The organism is Deefgea piscis (assembly GCF_013284055.1).
In the GTDB taxonomy this organism is placed as follows: Bacteria; Pseudomonadota; Gammaproteobacteria; order Burkholderiales; family Chitinibacteraceae; genus Deefgea; species Deefgea piscis.
On sequence record NZ_CP054143.1, the window covers coordinates 895,519 to 919,543 of the forward strand.

Annotated in this window: 20 protein-coding genes; 6 read left to right on the plus strand and 14 right to left on the minus strand. The window is 50.4% G+C overall.

Translation table 11 applies throughout. The annotated features are described in order from the left end of the window. Positions 1 to 172: 172 nt before the first annotated feature. The 5 genes from HQN60_RS04315 to gatC form a co-directional block, all read right to left on the minus strand. A complete protein-coding gene (locus HQN60_RS04315) occupies positions 173 to 793 on the minus strand; it encodes a hypothetical protein (RefSeq protein ID WP_173532500.1) in 621 nt (206 codons plus the stop codon). 63 nt (positions 794 to 856) lie between these two features. After that, the gene (gene gatB / locus HQN60_RS04320) at positions 857 to 2,284 is read right to left on the minus strand and encodes an Asp-tRNA(Asn)/Glu-tRNA(Gln) amidotransferase subunit GatB (RefSeq protein WP_173532501.1); all 1,428 of its coding nucleotides are present in this window, start codon (positions 2,282 to 2,284) and stop codon (positions 857 to 859) included. Positions 2,285 to 2,287: 3 nt separating this feature from the next. Continuing rightward, positions 2,288 to 2,851, minus strand: a complete 564-nt coding sequence (locus HQN60_RS04325) for a Uma2 family endonuclease (protein WP_173532502.1) — start codon at positions 2,849 to 2,851, stop codon at positions 2,288 to 2,290. A 12-nt stretch (positions 2,852 to 2,863) separates the two neighbouring features. Further along, entirely contained in the window at positions 2,864 to 4,306 is a 1,443-nt protein-coding gene (gatA, locus tag HQN60_RS04330) for an Asp-tRNA(Asn)/Glu-tRNA(Gln) amidotransferase subunit GatA (protein WP_173532503.1), read from the minus strand. Between the two features lie 87 nt (positions 4,307 to 4,393). Next, on the minus strand, positions 4,394 to 4,681 hold the full coding sequence (gene gatC / locus HQN60_RS04335; RefSeq protein WP_173532504.1) for an Asp-tRNA(Asn)/Glu-tRNA(Gln) amidotransferase subunit GatC: 288 nt from the start codon (positions 4,679 to 4,681) through the stop codon (positions 4,394 to 4,396). Between the two features lie 396 nt (positions 4,682 to 5,077). Here gatC and HQN60_RS04340 point away from each other — a divergent pair, with 396 nt between their 5' ends. The 6 genes from HQN60_RS04340 to HQN60_RS04365 all read left to right on the plus strand — a co-directional run bounded on the left by HQN60_RS04340 (position 5,078) and on the right by HQN60_RS04365 (position 11,772). Continuing rightward, positions 5,078 to 6,124, plus strand: a complete 1,047-nt coding sequence (locus HQN60_RS04340; protein ID WP_173532505.1) for a rod shape-determining protein — start codon at positions 5,078 to 5,080, stop codon at positions 6,122 to 6,124. 112 nt (positions 6,125 to 6,236) lie between these two features. After that, positions 6,237 to 7,121 carry a rod shape-determining protein MreC gene (gene mreC / locus HQN60_RS04345; RefSeq protein ID WP_173532506.1) on the plus strand — a complete coding sequence of 295 codons (885 nt, stop codon included), beginning with the start codon at positions 6,237 to 6,239 and terminating at the stop codon, positions 7,119 to 7,121. A 56-nt stretch (positions 7,122 to 7,177) separates the two neighbouring features. Next, positions 7,178 to 7,684, plus strand: coding sequence for a rod shape-determining protein MreD (gene mreD / locus HQN60_RS04350; protein WP_173532507.1), 507 nt, complete (start codon positions 7,178 to 7,180; stop codon positions 7,682 to 7,684). Positions 7,685 to 7,792: 108 nt separating this feature from the next. Further along, the gene (gene mrdA / locus HQN60_RS04355) at positions 7,793 to 9,709 is read left to right on the plus strand and encodes a penicillin-binding protein 2 (RefSeq protein WP_173532508.1); all 1,917 of its coding nucleotides are present in this window, start codon (positions 7,793 to 7,795) and stop codon (positions 9,707 to 9,709) included. After that, entirely contained in the window at positions 9,702 to 10,814 is a 1,113-nt protein-coding gene (rodA, locus tag HQN60_RS04360; protein ID WP_254456675.1) for a rod shape-determining protein RodA, read from the plus strand. The genes mrdA and rodA overlap by 8 nt, the downstream gene beginning before the upstream one ends. Before the next feature lies 1 nt (position 10,815). Further along, the gene (locus HQN60_RS04365; RefSeq protein ID WP_173532509.1) at positions 10,816 to 11,772 is read left to right on the plus strand and encodes a septal ring lytic transglycosylase RlpA family protein; all 957 of its coding nucleotides are present in this window, start codon (positions 10,816 to 10,818) and stop codon (positions 11,770 to 11,772) included. Positions 11,773 to 11,966: 194 nt separating this feature from the next. Here HQN60_RS04365 and HQN60_RS04370 read toward each other — a convergent pair whose 3' ends face one another. The 9 genes from HQN60_RS04370 to HQN60_RS04410 all read right to left on the minus strand — a co-directional run bounded on the left by HQN60_RS04370 (position 11,967) and on the right by HQN60_RS04410 (position 23,986). Continuing rightward, entirely contained in the window at positions 11,967 to 14,783 is a 2,817-nt protein-coding gene (locus HQN60_RS04370) for an EAL domain-containing protein (RefSeq protein WP_173532510.1), read from the minus strand. A gap of 90 nt (positions 14,784 to 14,873) precedes the next feature. After that, complete coding sequence (argA, locus tag HQN60_RS04375; RefSeq protein ID WP_173532511.1) at positions 14,874 to 16,184, minus strand: amino-acid N-acetyltransferase; 1,311 nt, start codon at positions 16,182 to 16,184, stop codon at positions 14,874 to 14,876. Positions 16,185 to 16,254: 70 nt separating this feature from the next. Next, entirely contained in the window at positions 16,255 to 17,715 is a 1,461-nt protein-coding gene (gene wbaP, locus HQN60_RS04380) for an undecaprenyl-phosphate galactose phosphotransferase WbaP (protein ID WP_173532512.1), read from the minus strand. Beyond that, positions 17,712 to 18,851, minus strand: a complete 1,140-nt coding sequence (locus tag HQN60_RS04385; RefSeq protein ID WP_173532513.1) for a glycosyltransferase — start codon at positions 18,849 to 18,851, stop codon at positions 17,712 to 17,714. The genes wbaP and HQN60_RS04385 overlap by 4 nt, the downstream gene beginning before the upstream one ends. Then, positions 18,848 to 19,663, minus strand: a complete 816-nt coding sequence (locus HQN60_RS04390) for a glycosyltransferase (RefSeq protein ID WP_173532514.1) — start codon at positions 19,661 to 19,663, stop codon at positions 18,848 to 18,850. The genes HQN60_RS04385 and HQN60_RS04390 overlap by 4 nt, the downstream gene beginning before the upstream one ends. Further along, positions 19,654 to 20,460 carry a glycosyltransferase gene (locus HQN60_RS04395; RefSeq protein ID WP_173532515.1) on the minus strand — a complete coding sequence of 269 codons (807 nt, stop codon included), beginning with the start codon at positions 20,458 to 20,460 and terminating at the stop codon, positions 19,654 to 19,656. The genes HQN60_RS04390 and HQN60_RS04395 overlap by 10 nt, the downstream gene beginning before the upstream one ends. A 120-nt stretch (positions 20,461 to 20,580) precedes the next feature. After that, a complete protein-coding gene (locus HQN60_RS04400; RefSeq protein WP_173532516.1) occupies positions 20,581 to 21,678 on the minus strand; it encodes a glycosyltransferase in 1,098 nt (365 codons plus the stop codon). Next, positions 21,675 to 22,685, minus strand: coding sequence for a glycosyltransferase family 2 protein (locus HQN60_RS04405; protein ID WP_173532517.1), 1,011 nt, complete (start codon positions 22,683 to 22,685; stop codon positions 21,675 to 21,677). Before HQN60_RS04405 ends, HQN60_RS04400 begins: the two co-directional genes overlap by 4 nt. Then, entirely contained in the window at positions 22,685 to 23,986 is a 1,302-nt protein-coding gene (locus HQN60_RS04410) for an oligosaccharide flippase family protein (RefSeq protein ID WP_173532518.1), read from the minus strand. Before HQN60_RS04410 ends, HQN60_RS04405 begins: the two co-directional genes overlap by 1 nt. Positions 23,987 to 24,025 lie beyond the last annotated feature (39 nt).

The window sequence follows — 24,025 nt, forward strand, 5'->3', positions numbered from 1 at the left end:
GGTGAAGGGGGCTTTGCAGAAGCAAAGTCCCCTTCCCGCCCGCGCGGCGGAACGCGCACCAAAACACCTGCGGCGCAGCCGCATAAAACAAAACCGCCAGAATCAATCCGGCGGTTTCATTCATCGCGGTAAACGTTGGGCTGCGCAAGCTTAGCCCAACCTAAGATGCTGATTACTTACAGACAGACTTTCGATGCAAACAATATTTTATAAACGCTTCATACTTTTCAAAGAATGCAGAAGATGTTGCATTTAACATTTTAATATCTTGTTCAATGAGAGGGTCAAGATGGAAGTCTGTATTTCGACCATAAGGATCAACAGATTGCAAATCCGCACTCTTTGGAGATGTATATTGTGCAATATTTCTAGCTACATCTTTTGCATAAATAAAAAATTCGCTACGCTGCTTCTCTAATTCGACATCAATAAATTTTTTATCTACAACATCCCAATAATCCACAAAATAAAACAACCCTTTTGTTTTTGAATCACGAAAAGAATTAGCAAAGTCATGTTCTTTGAAAAATCTAGTTGTTTCTTCAACAGGGAAAACTGTAAAAATATCACTAATTAAATTTAAATCATGCTCGCACAATAACGTAAACTTTTTCTGTAGTTTAGAAAATGCTTTATCGTCTTGATAAATAATTCTAGCTAATGCAGCCAAAGCTGCAATCAAAGCAATAAAAGCTTCCCAAGGCCAGTCAATTAATGACCATTCTGTGGCAAACCAAAATGTTGAAAAAACGACTATTGAAATAAAGAATGTATATTTAATGCCTTTAATCATCAACAAACCTTCTAAAGGATTTAAAAAAAGCGGCCATTCGGCCGCTTTATTACTTGAGGATTATCACCCCACCTTCTTCTTCAACATCTCCAACGCCATCGCCGGATTGGCCTTGCCGCCGGAGCCTTTCATTACTTGGCCGACCAAGGCATTGAGCGCCTTCTCTTTACCGCTGCGATATTCTTCAATCGCTTTCGGATTGGCTGCCAGCACGGTGTCGACAATCGCTTCAATCGCGCCGGTGTCGGATTCTTGTTTCAGACCATCGCGCTCGATAATCACATCAGCCGAATCGCCCGATTCCCACATTTTCTTGAGCACGTCTTTAGCGGTTTTGTTGTTGATGGTGTTATCCGAAATACGAGCAATCAGCGCGCCCAAAGCGGCAGCGGAAATTGGGCAATCAGCAATGGTTTTCTCTTCGCGGTTTAGTGTGGCCGAGATGTCGCCCATGATCCAGTTCGCGGCGAGTTTGGCATCGGCGCCCGCAGCAACGGTGGCTTCAAAGTAAGCGGCCAGTATCTTGCTAGAGGTCAACATCCGCGCGTCGTAGGCGGAGATACCGTACTGCTCGATAAAGCGTGCTTGCATTGCCACTGGCAATTCTGGCAATTCGCTTTGCACCCGAGCAATCCATTCTTCCGAAATCACCAGCGGTGGCAAATCTGGATCAGGGAAGTAGCGGTAATCGTGCGCGTCTTCTTTACTACGCATCATGCGCGTTTCGCCCTTGTCTGGGTCGAACAGCACCGTGCCTTGCACCACGCGGCCACCGTCTTCGATGGTTTCGATTTGCCAGCGGATTTCGTAATCAATCGCTTGCTGCAAGAATTTGAACGAGTTCAGATTCTTGATTTCGCGGCGCGTGCCCAGCTCAACTTGGCCGGCGGGACGCACTGAAACGTTCGCATCCACACGGAATGAGCCTTCCGACATATTGCCGTCGCAAATCCCAATCCACGTTACGAGCTCATATAAGGCCCGGGCGTAGGCCACGGCTTCGGCACTTGAGCGCATTTCTGGCTCAGAGACGATTTCGAGCAAGGGGGTACCGGCGCGATTTAAATCGATGCCGGTCATGCCTTGGTAGTCTTCGTGCAGCGATTTGCCGGCATCTTCTTCTAAATGGGCGCGAGTGAGGTTGATTTTGCGCTCTTCGTCACCAACTTGAATGGTGATCACGCCGCCTTCAACAATCGGCAAATCCATTTGGCTAATTTGATAGCCTTTTGGCAAATCAGGGTAAAAGTAGTTTTTACGATCAAACACTGAACGGCGTTTAACGTTGGCGCCAATCGCGAGGCCAAACTGAATCGCGCGCTCAACGGCGGCGCGGTTCATCACTGGCAAAGCGCCCGGCAAGGCGATATCGACCACCGCCGTTTGCGTATTCGGCGCAGCGCCAAACGCCGTGCTGGCCGGTGAGAAAATTTTCGATTTTGTGGTGAGCTGAGTGTGAACCTCTAGCCCGATTACGACTTCCCATTTCATGGTTTATTCCTCTATGCCCGTGTCGTCGTACAGTTCAGTCAACGACACAGAAAAATCAATACTGGCTAGGCGTACAGTTTCATCGTTGGTATAAGCATGAAAGATCCAGTCACCTTGCTCTGCACGGCGATACACCCGAACGCTTTTCAATTCCGAATCAATCAGCACATATTCTTGTAATGATTCAAGCTGGCGATAAACTGCAAATTTTTTGCCTTGATCATAGTTACTCGTCGCTGGCGACAAGACTTCGACAATCACTTTGGCCGATTCTAAGGTGGTCGTTTTGGCATCAACCGCTTCGCAAGTCACCACCACGTCTGGATAAAAATAACAGTTCGCCGCGTCCACCCGCAGTCGCATATCATTTACATAAATTCGACATGGCGAGCCTTTTAGATGCGGACGCAACGCCATGTGTAAATTTAATGCCAGCGTATTATGTGCAGACGTGCCGCCAGTCATCGCATAGATCAAGCCATCAAAATACTCATGTCGATCTTCTGACACCGCTTCATCGGCTAAATATTGCTCAACTGAAAGGCCCTCACTTTGCGTCAATGCCATTGCGACCTCCGTTTAAAGTTGCGGCGCCTTGGTATGCCAGTCAGTCACTTGCTGGTATTGATGCGCCATGCCGAGCATGCGGCTTTCACCGGCGTAGTTGCCGATGATTTGCATGCCAACTGGGCGACCGTTACTGCCAAAGCCAACGGGTACGCTCATGGCAGGCAAGCCCGCCAAGTTCACGCCCAGCGTGTAAATGTCTTCGAGGTACATCGCCACTGGATCGGCAGTTTTTTCACCTAAGTTCCACGCGGTGCTTGGCGAAACTGGGCTAAACAACACGTCGCACTCTTTAAACGCGGCTTGGAAATCGTTGGCGATCATGCGGCGGATTTTTTGCGCTTGTAGGTAATAAGCGTCGTAATAACCGTGGCTCAAAACATACGCGCCGGTCAGAATACGGCGTTTCACTTCATCGCCAAAACCCTCGGCGCGAGTTTTTTCGTACATATCGTTGAGGCCATTGTAATCCGCAGCGCGGTGGCCATAACGTACGCCGTCAAAACGGCTTAAGTTGGTCGATGCTTCGGCTGGGGCGATGACGTAATACGCTGGAATCGCCATTTTGGTATTCGGCAAGCTCACGTCAACAATGATGGCGCCCAGTTTTTTGAATTCAGCCACTGCGGCGTCAATTGCCGCGCGCACGTCGTCGGCCAAACCATCAGCGAAGTATTCGCGTGGCAGGCCGATTTTCAGTCCGGCTAACGATTGGTTTAAATCGCGGGTGTAGTCCTCGCTCGCTTGTTGCAAGCTAGTTGAATCACGCTCGTCAAAGCCAGCCATCACATTGAGCAAAATCGCGCAATCTTCGGCCGTTTGCGCCATTGCGCCGCCTTGATCGAGCGAGCTGGCGTAAGCGATCATGCCAAAACGACTCACAGTACCGTAGGTCGGTTTAATCCCCGTGATGCCGCAAAATGCCGCAGGCTGTCTGATCGACCCCCCGGTATCGGTGCCCGTGGCCATTGGCACTAAACGTGCTGCCACTGCCGCTGCCGAACCGCCCGACGAGCCGCCGGGTACTGCGGTTAAATCCCAAGGGTTTTTAACTGCGCCATAAAAGCTGTTTTCATTGGAAGAGCCCATCGCAAACTCGTCCATATTGGTGCGACCTAGCGTCACCAAACCGGCGGCGTCACAGCGCTCAACCACATTGCTTGAATACGGCGCAATAAAATTGTCGAGCATTTTGCTGCCACACGATGTTTTCCAACCTTCAGCGCAAAAAATATCTTTGTGCGCAAAAGGAACACCGAGCAACGGTCGAGTATCACCCGCAGCACGCGCAGCATCTGCCGCGGCGGCTTGGGCCAGCGATTTTTCACGGTCAACGGTAATAAAGGCATTGAGGTGCTGATGCGCCGCGATGCGATCTAAATACTGCGTTGCCAACGCGACAGCTGTGGTTTCACCGCTAGCGAGTTGGTCAATAATTTGTTTGATGGTTAGCATATTTGTGCGTAGGGCATAGGGCGTAGGGCGTCAAAGCAGCAGGTTTTACTCCCCACTCCCAACTCCCTACTCCCCGACCCTAATTCCTTATTCAATGACTTTCGGAACCAGATAAAGGCCGTTTTCAACCGCAGGGGCAATCGCCTGAAAGGCTTCGCGGCGATTAGTCGCTGTCGCCACATCGTCACGCAAGCGCAGTAACATGTCTTGTGGGTGTGGCATTGGCTCAACACCGGTAGTATCGATGCTGCGCATTTCTTCAATCAAACTAAATAGTTGATTGAGTTGTTTATGGCTCTCAATCACTTCATTTTCGGTCACGGCAATCCGTGCCAGACGCGCAATGCGCCGTACATCGTCCATAGATAGCGACATATTGATATTTCCCTGTATATACGTCCTAAATAGCGGCGCAGTCATGTTGATCAACACAACATACTTTTAATCGTAACGTGGCTCAATTTACCGCGTTTTTTCATCCTAAAACCACGGCATATCTTTGCCGACCAAGTACAGCGTACTTTAATCGGAACGTGGTCGTATTTACCGCGTTAAAGCTACTTAAACAACAACGCAATAGGGTATCATATCGGGTTTGTTTCTCCCACCTACGGCAAAGGCTCGCGGTAGCATTTACAGTGGACGCGAAATTAAAAATAAATGCGAAGCTTGATTCCTTGCAATACAGCATAATACGAGCATTCGCCCAATTTACAGTGGGCTGAACTGAAGTTTGGCTTGCCATCACACAACATCATTGCGGGATTATTAATGTTTGGACTTCTTTCTGGCTACTTTGCCAACGACATCGCTATCGACTTGGGTACAGCTAACACCTTGATTTATATGCAAGGTAAAGGAATTGTATTGGACGAACCGTCGGTCGTCGCCATCCAACAAGAAGGCGGCCCTTCAGGCAAGAAAACCATTTTATCGGTCGGTACAGAAGCCAAAAAAATGCTCGGCCGCACCCCAGGCAATATCAATGCCGTGCGCCCAATGAAAGACGGCGTGATTGCCGACTTCACCATCACCGAACAAATGCTGAAACAGTTCATCAAAAAAGTGAACCCAAGCCGCATGTTTTCATCGCCACCGCGCATCGTGATTTGCGTGCCTTGCGGCTCAACGCAAGTTGAACGCCGGGCGATTCGTGAATCGGCACTCGGTGCTGGTGCGCGCAAGGTTGAATTGATCGAAGAACCAATGGCGGCAGCGATTGGCGCAGGCCTACCGGTTGAAGAAGCGACCGGCTCAATGGTGGTAGATATCGGTGGCGGCACCACCGAAGTCGGCGTGATTTCGCTCGGCGGTATTGTTTACGCTTCTAGCGTGCGTGTGGGTGGCGATAAATTTGATGAATCGATCATCAACTATATCCGTCGTAACTACGGCATGTTGATTGGTGAAACCACCGCTGAAGAAATCAAAAAACGCATCGGCTCGGCCTTCCCAGGTGCCGAAGTGCGCGAGATGGAAGTGAAAGGCCGCAACCTAGCCGAAGGTATTCCACGCTCATTCACGATTTCTAGCAACGAAATTCTCGAAGCCTTGACTGACCCACTCAATCAAATCGTTTCGGCAGTCAAACAAGCGCTGGAACAAACCCCACCAGAACTCGGTGCTGATATTGCCGAAAAAGGCATGGTACTAACTGGCGGTGGCGCATTATTGCGCGATTTGGATCGCTTATTGATGGAAGAAACTGGTCTTCCAGTGATTGTGGCCGAAGATCCACTCACTTGCGTCGTACGCGGTTCAGGTAAAGCACTTGAAAAGCTCGATAAAGGCGGCATTGGCATTTTTGCTAATGACTGATTAGATTGCCGGTAAGGTAAGCAAATAGGGCTTGGCGTATGCCAAGCCTTTGCTAGTTTGGGCCGCTGTCACCTTACCGCCATCCTCACACCTTCACTACTTCGCAGATCCAATGCAAGCTAATCAACCTGCCTTTTTTAAACAAGGCCCGAAACCGCTAACGCGTGTTTTGATTTTTTCTGCACTCTCGCTTGCGCTGATTTTCGGCGATGCCAACTACCAATGGTTAGGGCTCGCCCGCGATAAGCTGTCTTTGGCGCTTTACCCCCTGCAATGGCTGGCCACCACGCCAATCAATGCGGTGATTGAAGGTGGGGATTTTCTCCAGCAACAAGCCCAATTGGTCAGCGAAAACAAAGCGCTCAATAACGACAAGCTCGCCGCCAAAGGCATGGCCATGCGTTTGCAGGCTTTAGAAATTGAGAACGCCAATTTACGCTCGCTGAGCATTGCCAGTGAAAACACGCCGCGCCGCTCGCAGCTCACCAAAATTCTTTACAATAGCCGCGATCCTTTTGCGGCGAAATTAGTCCTTGATAAAGGCCAGCAAAATCAAATTAGTGCCGGGCAAATCGTGCTCGACGCCAGCGGTGTGGTTGGGCAAATTGTTCGCGTGCAACCCCTTACCAGTGAAGTGCGGCTGTTATCCGATCGCAATCACATGGTGCCAGTGATCGTGGCGCGCAATCAATTGCGTACCGTGGTGTATGGCACCGGCCGCCATGCGCCGCTCGAAGTACGCAATATGGCGCAAAATGTTGACGTGCAAGTGGGCGACCAACTACTCACCTCAGGCATTGATAGTATTTATCCGGCAGGCTTACCCGTAGCGCGAGTAACTCGAGTTGAGCGCACCACCGGCAACGCCTTTGCCCGCATTTATAGCGAGCCTTTGGCCAAAATTGATCAGCATCGTTATTTCTTAATTTTGGATGCGCCCGCTGCGCCGCCACCTTATCCAACAGAAGCCTCAGCACCGAAGGCCAAGACTAAATAATGTGTATTTTTTATCCTTTTTGCGCACTGACAGCGCGTGTGGCCGGAGATTGAGCCATGCCAATTAGCCGCCAATTACTTCGTCCTGCCGGTGTGGGCTTTATTTTTTGCTCGTTTGTACTGGCTATTTTGATTAATTTATTACCATGGCAAGCCACGGCAATGAATTTTTCCCCTGATTTTGTCGCGCTATTGATTATTTATTGGGCACTCAATCAGCCGCGCCGTGTCGGTGTCGCTTGCGCCTTCTTTTTAGGGGTGCTGATGGATGTCGCCAATGGCAATATTTTAGGGCAACACGCGCTGGCGTATTCCATCATTGCTTATTTGGCCTTGGTGCGGCAGCGGCAATTAGCGATTTTCCCTTTTTGGCAACAAGCACTGATTGCTTGCGCGCTACTGCTACTGTCGCAAGCCATTATGGTGAGTATTCGCAGCATCATGGGTGAGCCTTTTGTGGGCTGGGGCTATTTTACTGGCAGTTTATTTGCCGCTATTTTATGGCCACCTTTTTCAAATTTGATGCTGATGTATCAACGTAAAGACGCGCCCGACGAATTATGAGTTTGCATGATTGCGCTTGTTTTCAGTCGGTGCAGCCTATCTGTGTTTTTTTCGCTATTTCGCCAATAATCGGTCGTGGTTGTTTGGCATGCCGCAACGGTGTTTGCCATGAGTAAGAATGTTGTTATCAATCCTAAAGGCGAGCGTTTTGCATTTCAAATCCGCCTGATTGTTGCTGTGCTATTTATTTTGCTGATGTTTGGCGTGTTGTTTGCGCGCTTTTTTTGGTTGCAAGTGGTTGAGCACGACCGTTACCTGACATTAGCCGAACAAAATCGTATTTCTTTAGTGCCCATTCCGCCATCGCGCGGCATTATTCGCGACCGTAACGGTGTGATTCTGGCGCACAATTTTTCGGCGTATACGCTAGAAATCACGCCATCCAAAGTTGCCAATTTAGATGAAACCATTGCCAGCTTAAAAGGCATTGTCGACATTACACCGCGCGATCGCCGTCGCTTTAAAAAGCTACAAGACGAAACCAAAGACTTTGAAACGCTACCGATTCGTACCCGCTTAAGCGACGAAGAAGTGGCGCGTTTTGCTTCGCAAAGTTATTTATTTCCCGGCGTTGAGCTAAAAGCGCGCTTGTTCCGCCAATATCCCTTGGGTGAAGTGGGCAGTCATTTGATCGGCTATATCGGCCGAATTAATGATCGAGACATTAAAGACCTCAAAGACGACGAAGTGTATGCCAACTATCGCGGCACCGATTACATCGGCAAGCTGGGGATTGAAAGCAGCTATGAAAAACAATTGCACGGCCAAACTGGTTTTGAACAGGTTGAAATCGATTCCGGTGGCCGTGCGGTGCGTACCCTTAAGCGTACCGCGCCCCAATCGGGCAAAGATTTAACTTTGTCGATTGATATTAAGCTGCAAGAAATGATCGAAAAACAATTTGGTGAGCGCCGTGGCTCATTGGTGGCGATCGATCCGCAAACCGGCGGTATTTTGGCGCTGGTGTCTAAACCCGGCTTTGATCCAAATTTATTTGTCGATGGCATTGATCCGGTGAGCTGGAATGAGCTCAATACCTCGATCGATAAACCACTACTGAATCGCGCTATTCGCGGTGAATATCCGCCCGGATCAACCTATAAGCCATTTATGGCCATGGCGGCGCTCGAACAAAACTTGCCTTTGGTACATCAAACGATTTCTGACCCCGGCTATTTTATTTATGGCGGGCATCGGTTTAATGACTCTAAAAAAGGTGGTTATGGCTCAATGAGTTTTGATCGCTCGATTGCATTATCCAGCGATACTTATTTCTACCAATTAGCCGTGCAAATGGGCATCGACAATATCGCCAAATTTATGGGGACTTTAGATTTTGGCCGCCCAACCGGCGTTGATTTACCCGGTGAGCGTCCAGGGATTTTGCCTAGCCCCGAGTGGAAAAAATCCCGCTTTAAAAATCCTGCACAGCAAAAATGGTATTCAGGCGAGACGGTGTCCATCGGGATTGGTCAAGGTTATAACGCCTTTACACCAATGCAAATGGCGCATGCCACCGCCACCTTGGCCAATCGCGGTTTAGCATTTCGTCCGCACGTTGTCGCTACATTAACCGATCCACGCAGTGGCGCCAAAACCTTGGTCGAGCCCAAACCCCTCAAAACCATGGATTGGAAACCGGCCAATATCGAACGCGTCATCCGTGGTATGGAAGGCGTAATGACCATTGGTACAGGGGCGAATGTGTTTCGCGGCGCGCAATATGTATCGGCCGGCAAAACCGGTACGGCACAGGTGTATAGCTTAAAAGGCGCCAAATATAACGCGCATTCAGTCAAAGAGCGTTTACGTGATCACTCTTGGTTTATTGCTTTTGCACCGTCAGACAAACCAACGATTGCACTGGCGGTAATTGTTGAGAATGGCGGATTTGGTGCACAAGCAGCAGCGCCGATTGCACGTAAAGTACTCGATTATTACCTCACGGGCAAAATGCCTGAAGATCCACCTAGCAAAACGGCATCGGCCGTACCCGCCATCGTCGAGGAAGTAACCGGTGATTAGCTATATCTGGGATCGTATCAAGCGCCCAATTGATCCTGCGCTATTTATTTTGATTTTACTGGTGTTTGCCGTTTCGGCGGGGGTGCTGTATTCCGCATCCAATCGCGATTTAGAGCGCGTGACCGATAAAGTGGTTTTTATGGGCATTTCGCTGGGTATCTTGTGGTTTGTCGCCAATATTCAGCAAAGAACCTTAATGCAACTGGCTTTGCCCGCCTATGTTGGCGGGGTTATTTTGCTGATTTTGGTCGAGTTTTTTGGTATTACCAGCCACGGCGCGACCCGTTGGCTCAATATTGGGATTACCCGAATTCAGCCGTCAGAAATCATGCGGATTGCCTTGCCACTGATGGTGGCGTGGTATTTCAATCATTTCCAAGCCAGCCTCGGTAAACGCCACTATGTTGCTGGCGCCTTCATTATTATCATTCCGGTGCTGTTAATTATGAAGCAGCCCGATTTAGGCACCAGTTTGCTGGTGGCGTCATCGGGCTTTTATATCTTGTTTTTTGCCGGTCTGCCTTGGGCAGTATTGGCGGTGATGAGTGTGGCGATTGCCGTGATCGCCTATATCGTTACCCATTGGGACTTGTGCATTAATATTTTGCACGAATACCAATGCCGCCGAATCGCCACCATGCTCAACCCAATGGAAGATCCACTTGGCGCGGGCTACCACATTATTCAAGGCACGATTGCGATTGGCTCGGGCGGCTTATTTGGTAAAGGCTGGCTGGCTGGCACGCAAACCCATCTGGATTTTATTCCTGAGCGTACCACCGACTTTATTTTCGCGGTTTATGGTGAAGAATTTGGTTTGCTGGGCAATGGTTTGTTATTAGTGCTGTATTTGGCGGTGATTTTCCGTGGCTTAATGATTGCCAATAGTGCGTCAACCTTATTTGGTCGCCTATTGGCAGGTGCAATTTCGATGAATTTCTTTACCTATGCACTGGTAAATATGGGCATGGTCACTGGCATGCTGCCAGTTGTTGGCGTGCCTTTACCGCTGATTTCCTATGGTGGCACGTCAATGGTTTCGATTTTGGCCGGTTTCGGTATTTTAATGAGCATCCAGCGTGATCGCCCACTGATGAAGGCTTGATATGAAATTAACCCACTCGGCCACACTGGTGTGCGCCAGTTTATTATTGGCCGCTTGTAGCAGCACACCAGAAAAGCCCACCCCACGACCGGTAGTTCCAGCACCGACTCAGCCGTCAACCATCACTGGCACGCCATCGCCCTATAACTGCAGCTATAAGGCCAGCTCAGGTAACGGTGCTTTTTATAAAGACGATGGCCCAATGGCCGATTTTCCGGCCAATTTGGATCAAGTGCTCGAACCTATTCCACGCTGGGAAACGCCGCATAAATGGGCGAATCGCCCGTATACCGTACTCGGACTGTCGTTTACGCCGCATAGCCAGATTGATGGCTACAAAGAGCAAGGCATTGCCAGCTGGTATGGGCGTAAATTTCATGGGCAAAAAACCAGTATTGGCGAAACCTACGATATGTTTCAAATGACAGCAGCGCATCCCACGCTGTCTATCCCCAGCTATGCCCGCGTGACCAATGTTAAAAATGGCCGCAGCGTGATTGTTCGGGTGAATGATCGCGGGCCATTTCATAAAGGCCGTGTGATGGATTTGTCTTTTTTGGCCGCTTGCCGTTTGGGCTACGCCAATAATGGCAGCGCGGAAGTCATCGTCGAAAGCCTGATGCCAAGCGACGCACCGAGCGACATCATTGCCAACGCCAAAGTGGCGGTTCACAGCACGCCGGCACCGGTGAGTAATAAGCCACGACCGATCCCTGTTGCCGAAAGCAATGGCAAAGTGTTTGTGCAATTGGGGGCATTTTCATCGCAAAGCAACGCCGAGAGCTTTAAAGCACACGTCGCCAGAGAGCTTGACCAAGACAGCGATAAACTCAGCATCCAAAGCAGCAGCAACCTTTTCCGCGTTCGTCTCGGCCCTTTCGCCAGCCGCAGCGAAGCAATGACTACCATTAGCCGAGTAACCGGTGAGAAAAACATTCAAGCGGTGATTAGCCAATAGCATAAAATTTGCAGATCGATCTGTAACCCAGCCTGAGTTGCAGATCAGCAGAAGCTAAAATAATGGCAATATTCAGATTTGGTGTTGATGCTGTGCCGCAGGCACTTAAAATCATCAACACGCTATCTGAACATAGCCCAAATCATAGATGTATATCGTTTCAGAGTTTTATTATCAAAGCCTGCAGCGATATACTACTTAAGGCCAGGGTGGTTTTTTTGCGGTTGGTCGAGCCAATACCCTTGCACTTGATCCACGCCAAATTCAAGCAGCATATTAAAAATCGTTTCGCTTTCGACAAATTCAGCAATCGTGGTTTTGCCCATATCATGCGCAATACTCACCATGCCACGAACAAAAATCTGGCTGTCTCTATCATTGGGCAAATCGCGAATAAACAGCCCGTCGATTTTTAACACGTCGGCTTTAAGCTGCTTCAAATACGCAAACGACGCAAAGCCCACACCAAAGTCATCCAAACACACCACGCAACCGGTTGAGCGCAGCGCGTCAATAAAGCGCTGTGCATCGGATAAATCCGATACTGCCGAGGTTTCGGTTAATTCAACCAATAAGCGTTTGGGGTCCACTGCGTATTGCGTGAGCAAGCTGGCGATATACAGCGGCAATTCAGGCTCATCAAATGATCGCCCGGAAACATTGACCGCAATCGACGGACAATCGGGATATTGGGCTAACAGTCGAATCACTTCTTTAATGACCCAGCGATCCAAATCGATGATTTTGCCGGTTTTTTCTGCATGGCCAATAAAATTGCCCGGCATAATACAGCCGCCCTCGACATCGGGATCTTTCATACGAACCAAGGCTTCTAAATGCGCCAATTGCCGATTGTGGGTGTAATAAATGCCTTGGTAATGCAATTCAAAGCCATCGTTTTCTAAGGCATCAACAATGCGCTCTTTCCACGATAAGCGGCTTAACTCATTGCGCGAATGATCGGAATCTGGTCGATAAATGCGCCAAGTATTCTTGCCTGCGGCCTTGGCTTGATACATTGCCGTATCAGCATGGGCTACCAATTGATCCGCAGAATTAGCGTGCAATGGATAAATCGCGACACCAACCGACGCTGAAGGACGCATCAAATGACTGCCAGCAGCAAATTGAATCTGCATCACCGTTTGCACAATGCGATCGGCCAATTTACTGACTTCAAACTCATCGCAAGTCGGTAGCAGCACCGCAAACTCATCGCCGCCCAAACGCGCAAAGACCTCATGTCGGCGCACTTGCTTATTCACTTCACGGGCGATGCTTTTCAGTAATTCATCACCAACGGTATGGCCAAAACTATCGTTAACCAGCTTAAATTCGTCCAAATCAAAAAACACCAAGGCCATTTGATGGTCGCGCCGGTTTGCTTCGCTCACCATGCGTTCTAATTCTTGCTGAAAGCGATGGCGGTTAAACAGACCGGTTAATGCATCACGCTCGGCCAAGTTCACCATCCGCTCAGCGATTAAGCGCTGCTGCGTGACATCTTCATACACCCACATTCGGCCATTAGTAACGCCTTGTGGATCGGTTACGCGGTAACAATTTTGTACGATGACTCGGCGATCATTCAGTGTGACTTCACCAAAATCAACCCGATCTTCCAGCGCACTGTGCTCTTCTAAATAACAAGACAGTCCATCACTGAGTGCTGGTCGATTGTCGGCCAATTGCAAAACCTGCCCAATCGGGCGCCCAATCATGGCTTGCGACGACGACAAACCCCATATTTCACAAAAGGCCGGATTAAAAAATACAATCCGATGGTCATTATCAACAAACAACACCCCAAAGCGCATTGCGGCCAACAACGCCAGCATACGCGCGCGCTCTGATTCGGCATGCTGTAAATAGCTTTTACCCAAAGACTGAATCTGACGTAATTCAATCACCGATTTACGCAGCGCCAAACGCTCATCTTTGATTTCAGTATTGTCACGCAGGCTGATTCTAAGACCTAAATAACTTTGTTCGGCATTAAACATGGGCTGCCAACTCACCGACACCCAAAATAAACTGCCATCGCGGCGCATGGCGCGAAATTCGTAATCTTGCTCAGTGGATTTATTATTTACCGCTTGTAAAAAGGTGTCTTCAACGCGCAAGCGCTCTTCTGGCGTGGCAATGGTTAATGGAAAATCGGGGAGTAATAAGCATTCATTCACTGAATAACCAGTAATACGTACCACCATGGCATTGGCCCACACCAATTGCCCTGCCGGATTAATCCACAATTCGGCGCTATTGCTGGCATCCGCTATGGTTTGATATTGCGCTTCGCTGTCTTTTAACGCCGTCACATGCGCCTTAATCGCGCGCGCCATATCATTAAAGCGCTGTGATATTTTAGCGATTTCACCGGAACCATTGGCGGCCAATACTGGCTCAAAATAGCCGGTTGCCGCGGTTTCCGTAGCTTGAATCAGGCGATATAGATGCCGCGAAATCCACCACGCCGCTAACAGCATTAAACCCATGATGGCCATAAAACCCAGCATGACAATCAAGCCATTTTGCCAAATTAAATACTGGAAACTGCGATAAGCACTGATATTGCTCAGCCCAAAACTGAGCTCACCCAATTGCACGCCATTAACGAGCAAAGGCGCGCGAACATGCTCTAACGTTGGGCGATCCCACAATGCATATGAATGATGATTGCTACTGGCAGGCAGTTTTTTAGAAATATCCCAGCCACGCGCGGCAATCATTTGTTGCTGCTCATCGAGCAACACCAAATAATCGATTTCGTCCGCCAGCTGAAGATGATTAAGAATCTCGGCCGCTTTAACCCGATCGCCTTCGATCATCGAAGGTAAGAACACTGCATTCAATAAGCTAGAGAGTGCCTGTACATGCGCAGCCTCTTGCTCTTGCGCCATCTCCGACCAAATACGGTGGGTATTACATAATAATGCGAGCAATAATAGCGCCTGTACCGCAATACAGGCCAAAATAAACCGCGAACGCAAAGAAAGGGAAGATAAAGACATACTAAAGCTTACTATCCCTCAAAATGCAATATAAGTAAAACCGCATATTAGCGAACGAAACGCGACACAATCAGCGATTATGCGCCTAGACTAGCGCTGCAACACTTTAATAAACACCTTCGATCGCCGCTGGTAGTTGTACAACTCTTTTTTCTCCATTGGCAAATCATCCACCGAAGCTTGCTTAAAGCCACGCTCGACAAACCAATGGCTGGTTCGCGTGGTTAAAGCAAATAGCTTTTCGATGCCCAAGCCGCGGGCTTGTTGCTCAACGTGGCGCAGCAAATCAGCACCACGATCTTCATCGCGATAATCCGGATGAATCACCAGACAAGCCAACTCGGCCATTTTGCTATTCGGGAATGGGTGAATCGCCACGATACCAATGGTTTTACCGTCATGCTCGAGTACCGAGTAGCGATGCACTTCGCGCTCAAGTAATTCACGGCCGCGTTTCACCAACACGCCTTGATCTTCGAGCGGCTCGATCAGCGCCAGCATTCGACCAATATCGTCAATCGTTGCTTGGCGCAAGGTTTCCAGTGGCTCACGCGAAATCATCGTGCCAATGCCATCGTGGGTAAACAATTCCATCAACAAACTGCCGTCAACATTATTGCTAATCAAATGCGCCCGCTGTACGCCATTACGTACCGAGCGAATCGCACACGGCAAATACAAAGACACATCGTCGTTGGCATCCGGGTGTTCGGCCAAAAAGTGCTCGGCGGCCAAAGCGGTCAATTCAGTTTGCAACTCACCGGCGTCATTAATCACCCCATCTTGACCAAATAAAAACAGCAATTTGTCAGCTTTTAAAGCAATCGCCGTCGAGGTCGCCACGTCTTCTAAGGTCAGATTAAAAATCTCGCCAGTTGGCGAATAACCGATGGTTGAAATCAGCACCAATTCGCCATCATCCATACGGTAATTAATCGCCGTGGTATCGACTTTACGCACTTCACCGGTGTATTGCAGATCCACGCCATCGCGCACCCCCATCGGCTGCGCGGTAATAAAATTACCCGCCGAAACCCGAATATCGGCGTTGGCCATCGGCGAATTAGGGAGCCCCATCGAGAGCCAAGATTCGATTTCTACGCGCACATGGCCAGCCGCTTGAATCACGCATTCTAGTGATGGCTGATCGGTCACCCGAATACCGTTTAGATAACGGCCTTCCAAACCGCGCTCGGCAATACGCGCCTCAATTTGCGGACGCGCACCATGCACCACAATCAAGCGCACCCCAAGGCTGGTCAACAAATTAATGTCATGCGTTAGCGTGGCAAACTTGCCATCACGAACGACTTCACCCCCTAAGGCAATCACAAACGTGCGACCACGAAAAGCGTGGATATACGGCGCAGCTTGACGGAACCATTGAACAAAATCTTGCATAGCAATCGCCTCTAAGGCTTGAAGGTATATTAACGTAGGCGTTAGCTATCAACGCCTGCAACTCAATACATCAATACGCACCACGTCCACTGACCACGGTTTTAATCGTTTTGCAGACAATCGCAATGTCGTACCACAAATTCCAATTTTTGACATACCACGCATCGAGCGCCACACGCTCGGCGTAAGTGGTGTCGTTGCGACCAGACACCTGCCACAAGCCCGTTAAACCTGGACGTGCTTCGAGATAAAAGTCGACTTTATCGCCATAGCGCTCAAGTTCAGCGTCGATAATTGGCCGCGGGCCAACCAAAGACATTTGGCCACAAATCACATTCCACAATTGCGGAATTTCATCGAGGCTGGTTTTGCGTAAAAACGCGCCAATTTTAGTGATTCGCGGGTCATTTTTAAGCTTGAAATCGGTGTCCCATTCGGCGCGCGCTTGTGGATCAGTCGCTAATAAATGGTCCAATACTTCTTGCGAATTGTGCACCATAGTGCGGAATTTCCAGCACTTAAATGGCACGCCATTCATCCCCACCCGCACATGACCAAAGAAAATCGCCCCTGGCCCGCCTTCGCATTTAATCCGCCACATCACATACAGCAATAAAGGGCTGAGTAATAAGATGCCACACACCGCGCCAAACAAATCAAAAGCGCGTTTTAACACAATCAGCGGCTTAACCAACAGATTATTACGCACGCGCAGCAGCAAGACTTCATGACTGAAAAAATGATGCGGCACCACGCCAAATAAAGGCAAACCGGCAATCGGCGGAATAATATGCAGGTCTTTATACCGCAGCGACAGTTGCTCGATTTGCGTTTCTAACTGGCGCAATTCATCTTCGTTGACCGCAATCACCACGTGCGGGCGGCCATTGCTACTGAGCCAAGCCAACAGTGCTTCGCGCTCTAAACGCACCACCGGCAAACGCTCGCCATTAATCTGTAATTCATCTGGCGCGTCTTGATCGACTGACAAAAACGCCTGCACTTCAAAGCCCAATTGGCGCTCGCTATACATCGCCCGATACGCTTCAATCGCATTGGCGCCGGCACCAATAATCACCGTCGGTAATTGCCAGATCCGTTTTGTTAATAAGCAATCGCGCATTAAGCTACGAAAATACGGCAGCAACACCAGCGCTACGCCCCAAGATACCGGCCACAAAAAACGCGACACGGTAAATTTACCCAACAACACCAACATGCCATTGAGTAAGGCTGCCAACAATAAGGCGCGCAAAATTTCGAGCAATTCATCCCAAAAAGGCAGACGCAAGCTGTAATGCCCACGCCACCAAAAACTGGCAATGGTCATCAAGGCCAAGCCTAAAAACGCCAAGCCTTGTTGCTGCCCTTCCCAAGCCCACCACAGACCAAAACTGGCCGAAATGCGGTCATAGCGAAAAATCCACAACAGCAGCATCGCCACGCCAAATGACAGCGCCAAGGCCATAAAATCAGCCAGCGCCAACCAAGGTTTGGCGCGCTCAGCTTGTAAGTGTTTTTCTTGAATCATTGCGTCTCTTTGGGCGTCTTATCTGCCGTTGGCGCAATGCCATACGCGGCATATAAGCTCGCCATCATCGGTGTTAAAGAATAAAACTCCAGCGCAAAAGCCTGCGCTTGTTGCCCCAATTGCCGGCGTAATGCCGGATCGGCACTCAAAGCCTGTAAATGCGCGACAAACTCGTCAGGCGTATGCGCCAAGTAACCGTTTTCGCCATTTTTAACTAAATCACGATTGCCAACGACATCGGTTGCCACCACCGGCAAACCGGCCGCCATCGCTTCAATCACCGCCACTGGCAAACCTTCCCAACGACTGGTTTGAATATAAATATCCAGCGTTGCCAACTGCGCCAAAGCGGCAGCACGATCACACCAGCCCGACACGGCAACGCCTGCTGCGCGCAGTGCCGCTTCGCCGCTGGCTTCGCCACCGCCCACCCAGACAAACTCCAGCGAGTCGCTGGCCATTTTGCTCGCCACTTCGGCAAAAAACTCTGGATTACGCGCCAAACAAACCCGGCCTACCGTACCAATGCGTAGACGGCGGGGAGTGGGGAGTGGGGACTGGGGAGTGAGCGCGTTCGCTTGCGGTATTTTGCTTAAATCAACTGCGTTATTCACCACCACCACATTGCCAGATAAGTGCCGGCGAATTTCTTCACCCTCAGACTTTGAACAGGCAATAAAGGTCACCGGCACTCCGGCAAGTATTTTTTCAATCGTTAAGAAGATCCCGTTTTTCAAACGGCCTTCCGCGCGCTGCAAAAATGACAAACCATGCGGCGAAAAAAACCAACGCGGCCCATCAGAGCGCAAAGCCCAAGCCAAACTCACCAAGCGCCCTAGCGCCCCAGCCTTACTGGAATGCAAATGCACCACATCGGGCGCAATCGAAGCAATCCATTTAAATAAAGCGCGGCCAGTACGAAAATCGTTTAAAGGATGAATCGCTCGCTGCATCGGCAAATGAATACAATTGACCGCTGGCACAAATAAATCCCGCCATCCTGCTGGCGTTTCCTCGCGCACCGAATGAATCACCGTCACTTGATGCCCGTCTTGCGACTGAGCGTTGGCGATGGCCGACACCATAGACAAAGTCCCAGCGCCAAACGATTCCACCACATGCACAATGGCACTCATGCTTTTCCCCCGCGCAATTTGGCTTTGATTTTAAACGCCAACGCATACGGCATGGCCAACAAAGCCAGCGTGCGGGCTATGCCTGCCATCGCCGCCGGACTACCGTCGAAGTATTTGCGCTGTAATTTCAACCGAGATTTAAGCTGCGTGTTGCGCTTACCCAGCGAAATACCATTCGGGTCGAGTTCATATTTGATCAACACATCGGGTAAATTAGCCACTTGGTGCTGCCGCGCCAACGCCCAAAACAACGCGTAATCTTCCGCAGCCGGAAAGTCCAAAGGATACATCCCTAGCGTATCGACCGCTGATAATTTGTAGATCACGCTTGGGTGAATATACGCCGAGTTTTTTTTCATGAATTGCAAAATCTCAGCGTGCTCAGTGGGATGGCGCAATACAAATTGTTCCACGCCATTTTGATCGACAAAGCTCGCCGCGCCACCGAGCAAGACCACCTCGGGGTGTGCGGCAAGAAACGCCATTTGCTGAGCGATACGGGTCGATACGTTCTCATCGCCGCAATCGAGCCGCGCAATCCATGTGTAGTCACGCGATTTGGCCCATTGCAAACCGGCGTTCAGTGCCCCTTCGATGCCTTTGTTTTGCGCCAAATTGAGTACGCGTAACGTACCGCAACCGTGGTAGGCAGCATTCGCTGCCGCCATCTCTATCGGCGCGCGCGTGCTGCCATCATCCACCACCAACACATCACACGGCTCATCCGCGCCAATACTGGCCAATGATTTCAGTAAGCCATCAGGATTGTTGTAATGGGGTATCAGTAATAAAACCGAATGCTTTAATTCCACGTGCCAACTCCAAGCAGTCGTTTAATTTTTCGGGTGAATGACAGCGGTAGCGCAAAGGAGGCTGCCGCTTTGGCAATATTGAGCATCGATTGCGGCCGCCAATCAAAATAGCGGGCGAGAATTTTGATTCGCATCGCTTGCTGCTGGCGGCGGCGGCTCATCGAAATACCGCTGTCGTTGTATTCAGAGCGCGTCAGCACTTCGGGCAAATTGGCGGTTTGGTAACGGGCAACAAAGGCCCAGAAATACGCAAAATCTTCCGCCGCTTGGCAATCCATGGGATAGAGGCCAATTTCCTTTACGCCGGCGGTGCGAAACATCACGCTCGGATGGGTAAAGGCATTGTCTTTATGCATCTGCCGCACAATTTGCGCGTGCGTTTGCGGTTGATGCAGCGTAAAGCGATCACCGCTGGCATCAAAGAATGTCACGGCGCTGCCGAGTAAATACACTTCGGGGTATTGGTCTAAAAAGGCCACCTGACGCGCGATGCGATCCGATACACACAGGTCATCGCAATCGAGCCGCGCAACAAATTCATAGCCCGCCGCCAAAATCGCTTCTAGCCCAGTATTAAGTGCATATTCAATGCCGCAATTGTGCGGTAAATAATAAAACTTCAGCTCACCTTTAGCGCGCCACGCGGCGCGGCATAAGGCTTCGTCAATCGTCGCACGCGTACTGCCGTCGTCAACAATCACCGCGTCAACGCACTCATCCGCGCCGACCGACGCCAAAGACGCCGCCAAACCTTGCGGATTATTAAAATGGGGGATCAAGAGTGCGGCGCGGTTCATGGCAGGCTTTAGGCTGTGAATGCGCTATTTTAACGGTTTTCCCCCGCAAAATCGCGCCTTCTGGCGTAACAAGATGTCGCAAATGCCAACCCATTCTGTATGAACGGTCAGCAAAGCCGCTTAAGCGTCGTGATGCTCGCTAAGCAGCGCCTGCCAACGATCGATTAACACCTCCTGCGCATAGCATTTTGCACGTTGCTTAAGCCATTCACTTAACTCGGCGGCGTGCGTTTGCTGTGCAATGATTAAATCGGCCAGTGCTGCGCCGCTGGCTTGACCAACGACAAATTCATCGCGCCGTTCGGCAAACAGCTCATACACCCCACCGGCATTGGTGCTTGCCAGCAGCACCCCCATCGGCATGGACTCCAACACCACCAAGGGGCAACCTTCAAAGCCCGACGTGAGCAATAACACATCGGCGTTCGCCAGATAATCGCTGACATGCTCTTGCCGCCCTACCAAGGTAATTTGCCCACTCAAACGCCGCTCAGCAGCGACGGCGAGTAGCCAAGTCTCTAGCGGGCCATCGCCAACAACGGTCAAATGCGCTGCCACGTTTTTGGCATTGAGCGCCGCCAGCGTATCCAGCCACAGGTGCGGCTGCTTTTCGGTCGCGATCCGGCCAATAAACACCAAGCGCAAAGGCGCAGGGTCAACGCGTGGCACGGCGCTAGGTAGTGCTTGCGCGGCATCGACAAAATTGGGCAAAACTTGCCACGTGGTTTTGGCGGCGCAACCCAGCCAGCGCGCCATTGAATCTTTGGCGTGATTAGACACAAAGACCAATTCATCCAACCGCCGATACACAAATTGGCATGCCGTGCGATGCACGGGGTTCATTTTGGCAAACTGATCAAGCTCAAAAAACGGCCCATGCACCCAAGCCATCACCCGTTTATTTAAACCCAGCGTGGCCGCATAGGTCATATACAGCGGCAGTAAAAATGTCCCAGCAATCACCACATCGTGCTCGCGAGCCACGCGGCGCGCGGCGCGCCAACCGGCCAGCCAAGTCCATGGTTTGAGTGGCTGCCACACACTGGATAAATCAACGACTTGCACTTGGCTAATGCGTGAAGTCCATAAATTGCGATTGCCGCCCAGCAGCACCAGCGTCACCGCGAAACCGCGTGCGGCTAAAGCTTCACCGACTAACACCGCGCAGCGCTCGACGCCACCCAAACCCAAATCACGTAAAAAAATGGCGATTTTCATGCTTGCGCTCGTTTGATGATTTGCCACACGCGATCACTGATCAGCATGCGAAATATTTGTTTATGCCATTTTTTGGCTTCTGACTGGGGTATGGGTAGCTTAGCCTTGATAGAAAAAGCATCAAAGCACATACCCAAACTCACGCCTTGCGTGCGCTGCAAAGCATCTAACCAAGCCTCAGCCAGCGCCGGTTGGCTCGCCGGAGAAAACTGCGCGATTTGCAATAACATCGCAAATACGCTGCGGCACTCGCTCACCGTCAATACACGAGCCGGTTCTAGCAGCTCAGCCCATTCGGTCGCGACGGCTTGCAAGGGCAAAGGTAGCGCTTGCCTCGCGTAATCGAGACGAATTTTCTGCGCGGTGGCGCGAAGTTGCTGTTTTTTGGCCTGCGTAATCTGTCCGGCGTGACAGCGATAATCCAGCAGCACGGCAGGTACACCAGTAAACACCGCGCCTTGCAAAGCCAAACGGCACCATAGCGCATAGTCTTCGGCGTGAATCGCAGTCGCGTCGTAGCCGGCGTTTTTCACTAAACTGGCGCGCAACATGACCGTGGGATGGGCCAGCGTAGAATTAAACAGCAAGCCGGTTTTAATGCTGGCATCGGTACTTTGCGTTTGCCATTCTCCCGAGCGATCGCCAATAAAGCGCACCCACGTGCCGCAAACATCGGCGCCGGTTTCCGCCAAGCGCGCCAACTGCATTGCCAACCGCTGTGGCCAGCAAATATCATCGGCGTCGATGCGTGCCAGCCATTGTCCTTGCGCCAAAGCAATCGCTTCATTGAGCGTGGCAATCAAACCGCGATTTTCGCGGCTGATCACCTTAAAGCGCGAATCAGTGGCCGCAGCTTGCTGCAATAACGCCCAAGTGCCATCCGTTGAGCCATCATCAATCGCAATACATTCCCATTGGGTATGAGTTTGAGCGGCAATTGAATCAAGGGTTTGCTGTAGATACGCCTCGGAATTAAAACAAGGCAAAAGAAAAGAAACCAAACTCATCAATGATTTGTCCCTATTGCTGCCGCTTGACGAAAAATCGGTCGCGCGCGCCACCAAAAAGCCAGCACGATAAATAATTCTACACACAGCACACTTTGCGCCGCACGAACGCCGCCTTGCGCCGAACCGGGCACCCACCAGCACATCAAGATCACATTCAGTATGCCAGCGGCCACCAGCACACGACTGAAATAGCCCTCAAACCCAAACACCAGCAAGGTTTGCTGCCCATACACCAAAGACAAAGCGCCGAGCAAAATCACCGGTGCAAACCACATCATCACCGCTTGTGAATTGCTTAACGCTAAAAACGCCTTGGATAAAGAAAAATCCGCGCCAAACCACGCCACGCTAATCGGCGTCAGTAGCGGCAAAAACAGCGCCAGCATCAAAGCCATGCTTAAACCCACTGCGCCTTGAATCAAAAATGCTTTGCGAATTAAACGCACTGCCGCCGGCTGATCGGTTGCCGCCAATTGGGCAATCCGGGGATAAGTCGCTTGCACCAAAGGGCCGATTAAACCTTGGGCGATATACACCAGCTTACTGGCCGCTGCAAACAAGCCCACTTGCACCGGGGTCGAAAATAAACCCAGCAATACCGTGGTCGATGTGGTGTAGAGACTGGTTGAAATCGCCGACAGAAAAAACGGCCAACTGGCTCTGAGCGCGGTTTTCAACTCGGAATAATGAATCCGCACCCACTCGGGTTTGGCCACGCCCCAACCAGTAAACCACCAAACCACACCGGCTAAGATTTGCGGTGTCGCTTGTAAAATCACCGCCAACACGATGTCATTGGGGCCACTGACCCACAGCAATAAAAAGCCCAAGGTCAGCGCACGCGCCACCACCATTAAGCCCGAAGCGAGCTGCAGCTTTTCAAAGCCTTGGAAATACCAAATGGGGAACAATACCGAGCTGAGGATATATAGCTGGCTCCACAAGAAAACCTCGGCGTGCGCTTGCCAACTACCCAAAGTAAAGGTCAGCAGCAATAAAATCAGGCTCGACACCAGCATTAGCCCGAGCTTGGCCCAAGTAACGCGCCAAAAAATCCGCGCCGCGGCTTTCGGGTCATCACGCACTTGCGCCACATCGCGCACAGCGGATAAATTAAAACCAAAATCGGTCAGCAAAACGCCGTACTGAATCGCCGCAAAGGCGTAATTCATTACGCCAAAGCCTTCGGTGCCTAATTGCACCAATAAAAACGGGAAGGTAACAAAAGACACCACATAATTAAGGCCCTGTACCAAGTACAAGGCCATAATATTAGAACGCAAACGCGTATCAAACACTCACTACCCCTTCGCCGCTATCGCGCTCAAACGCAATCA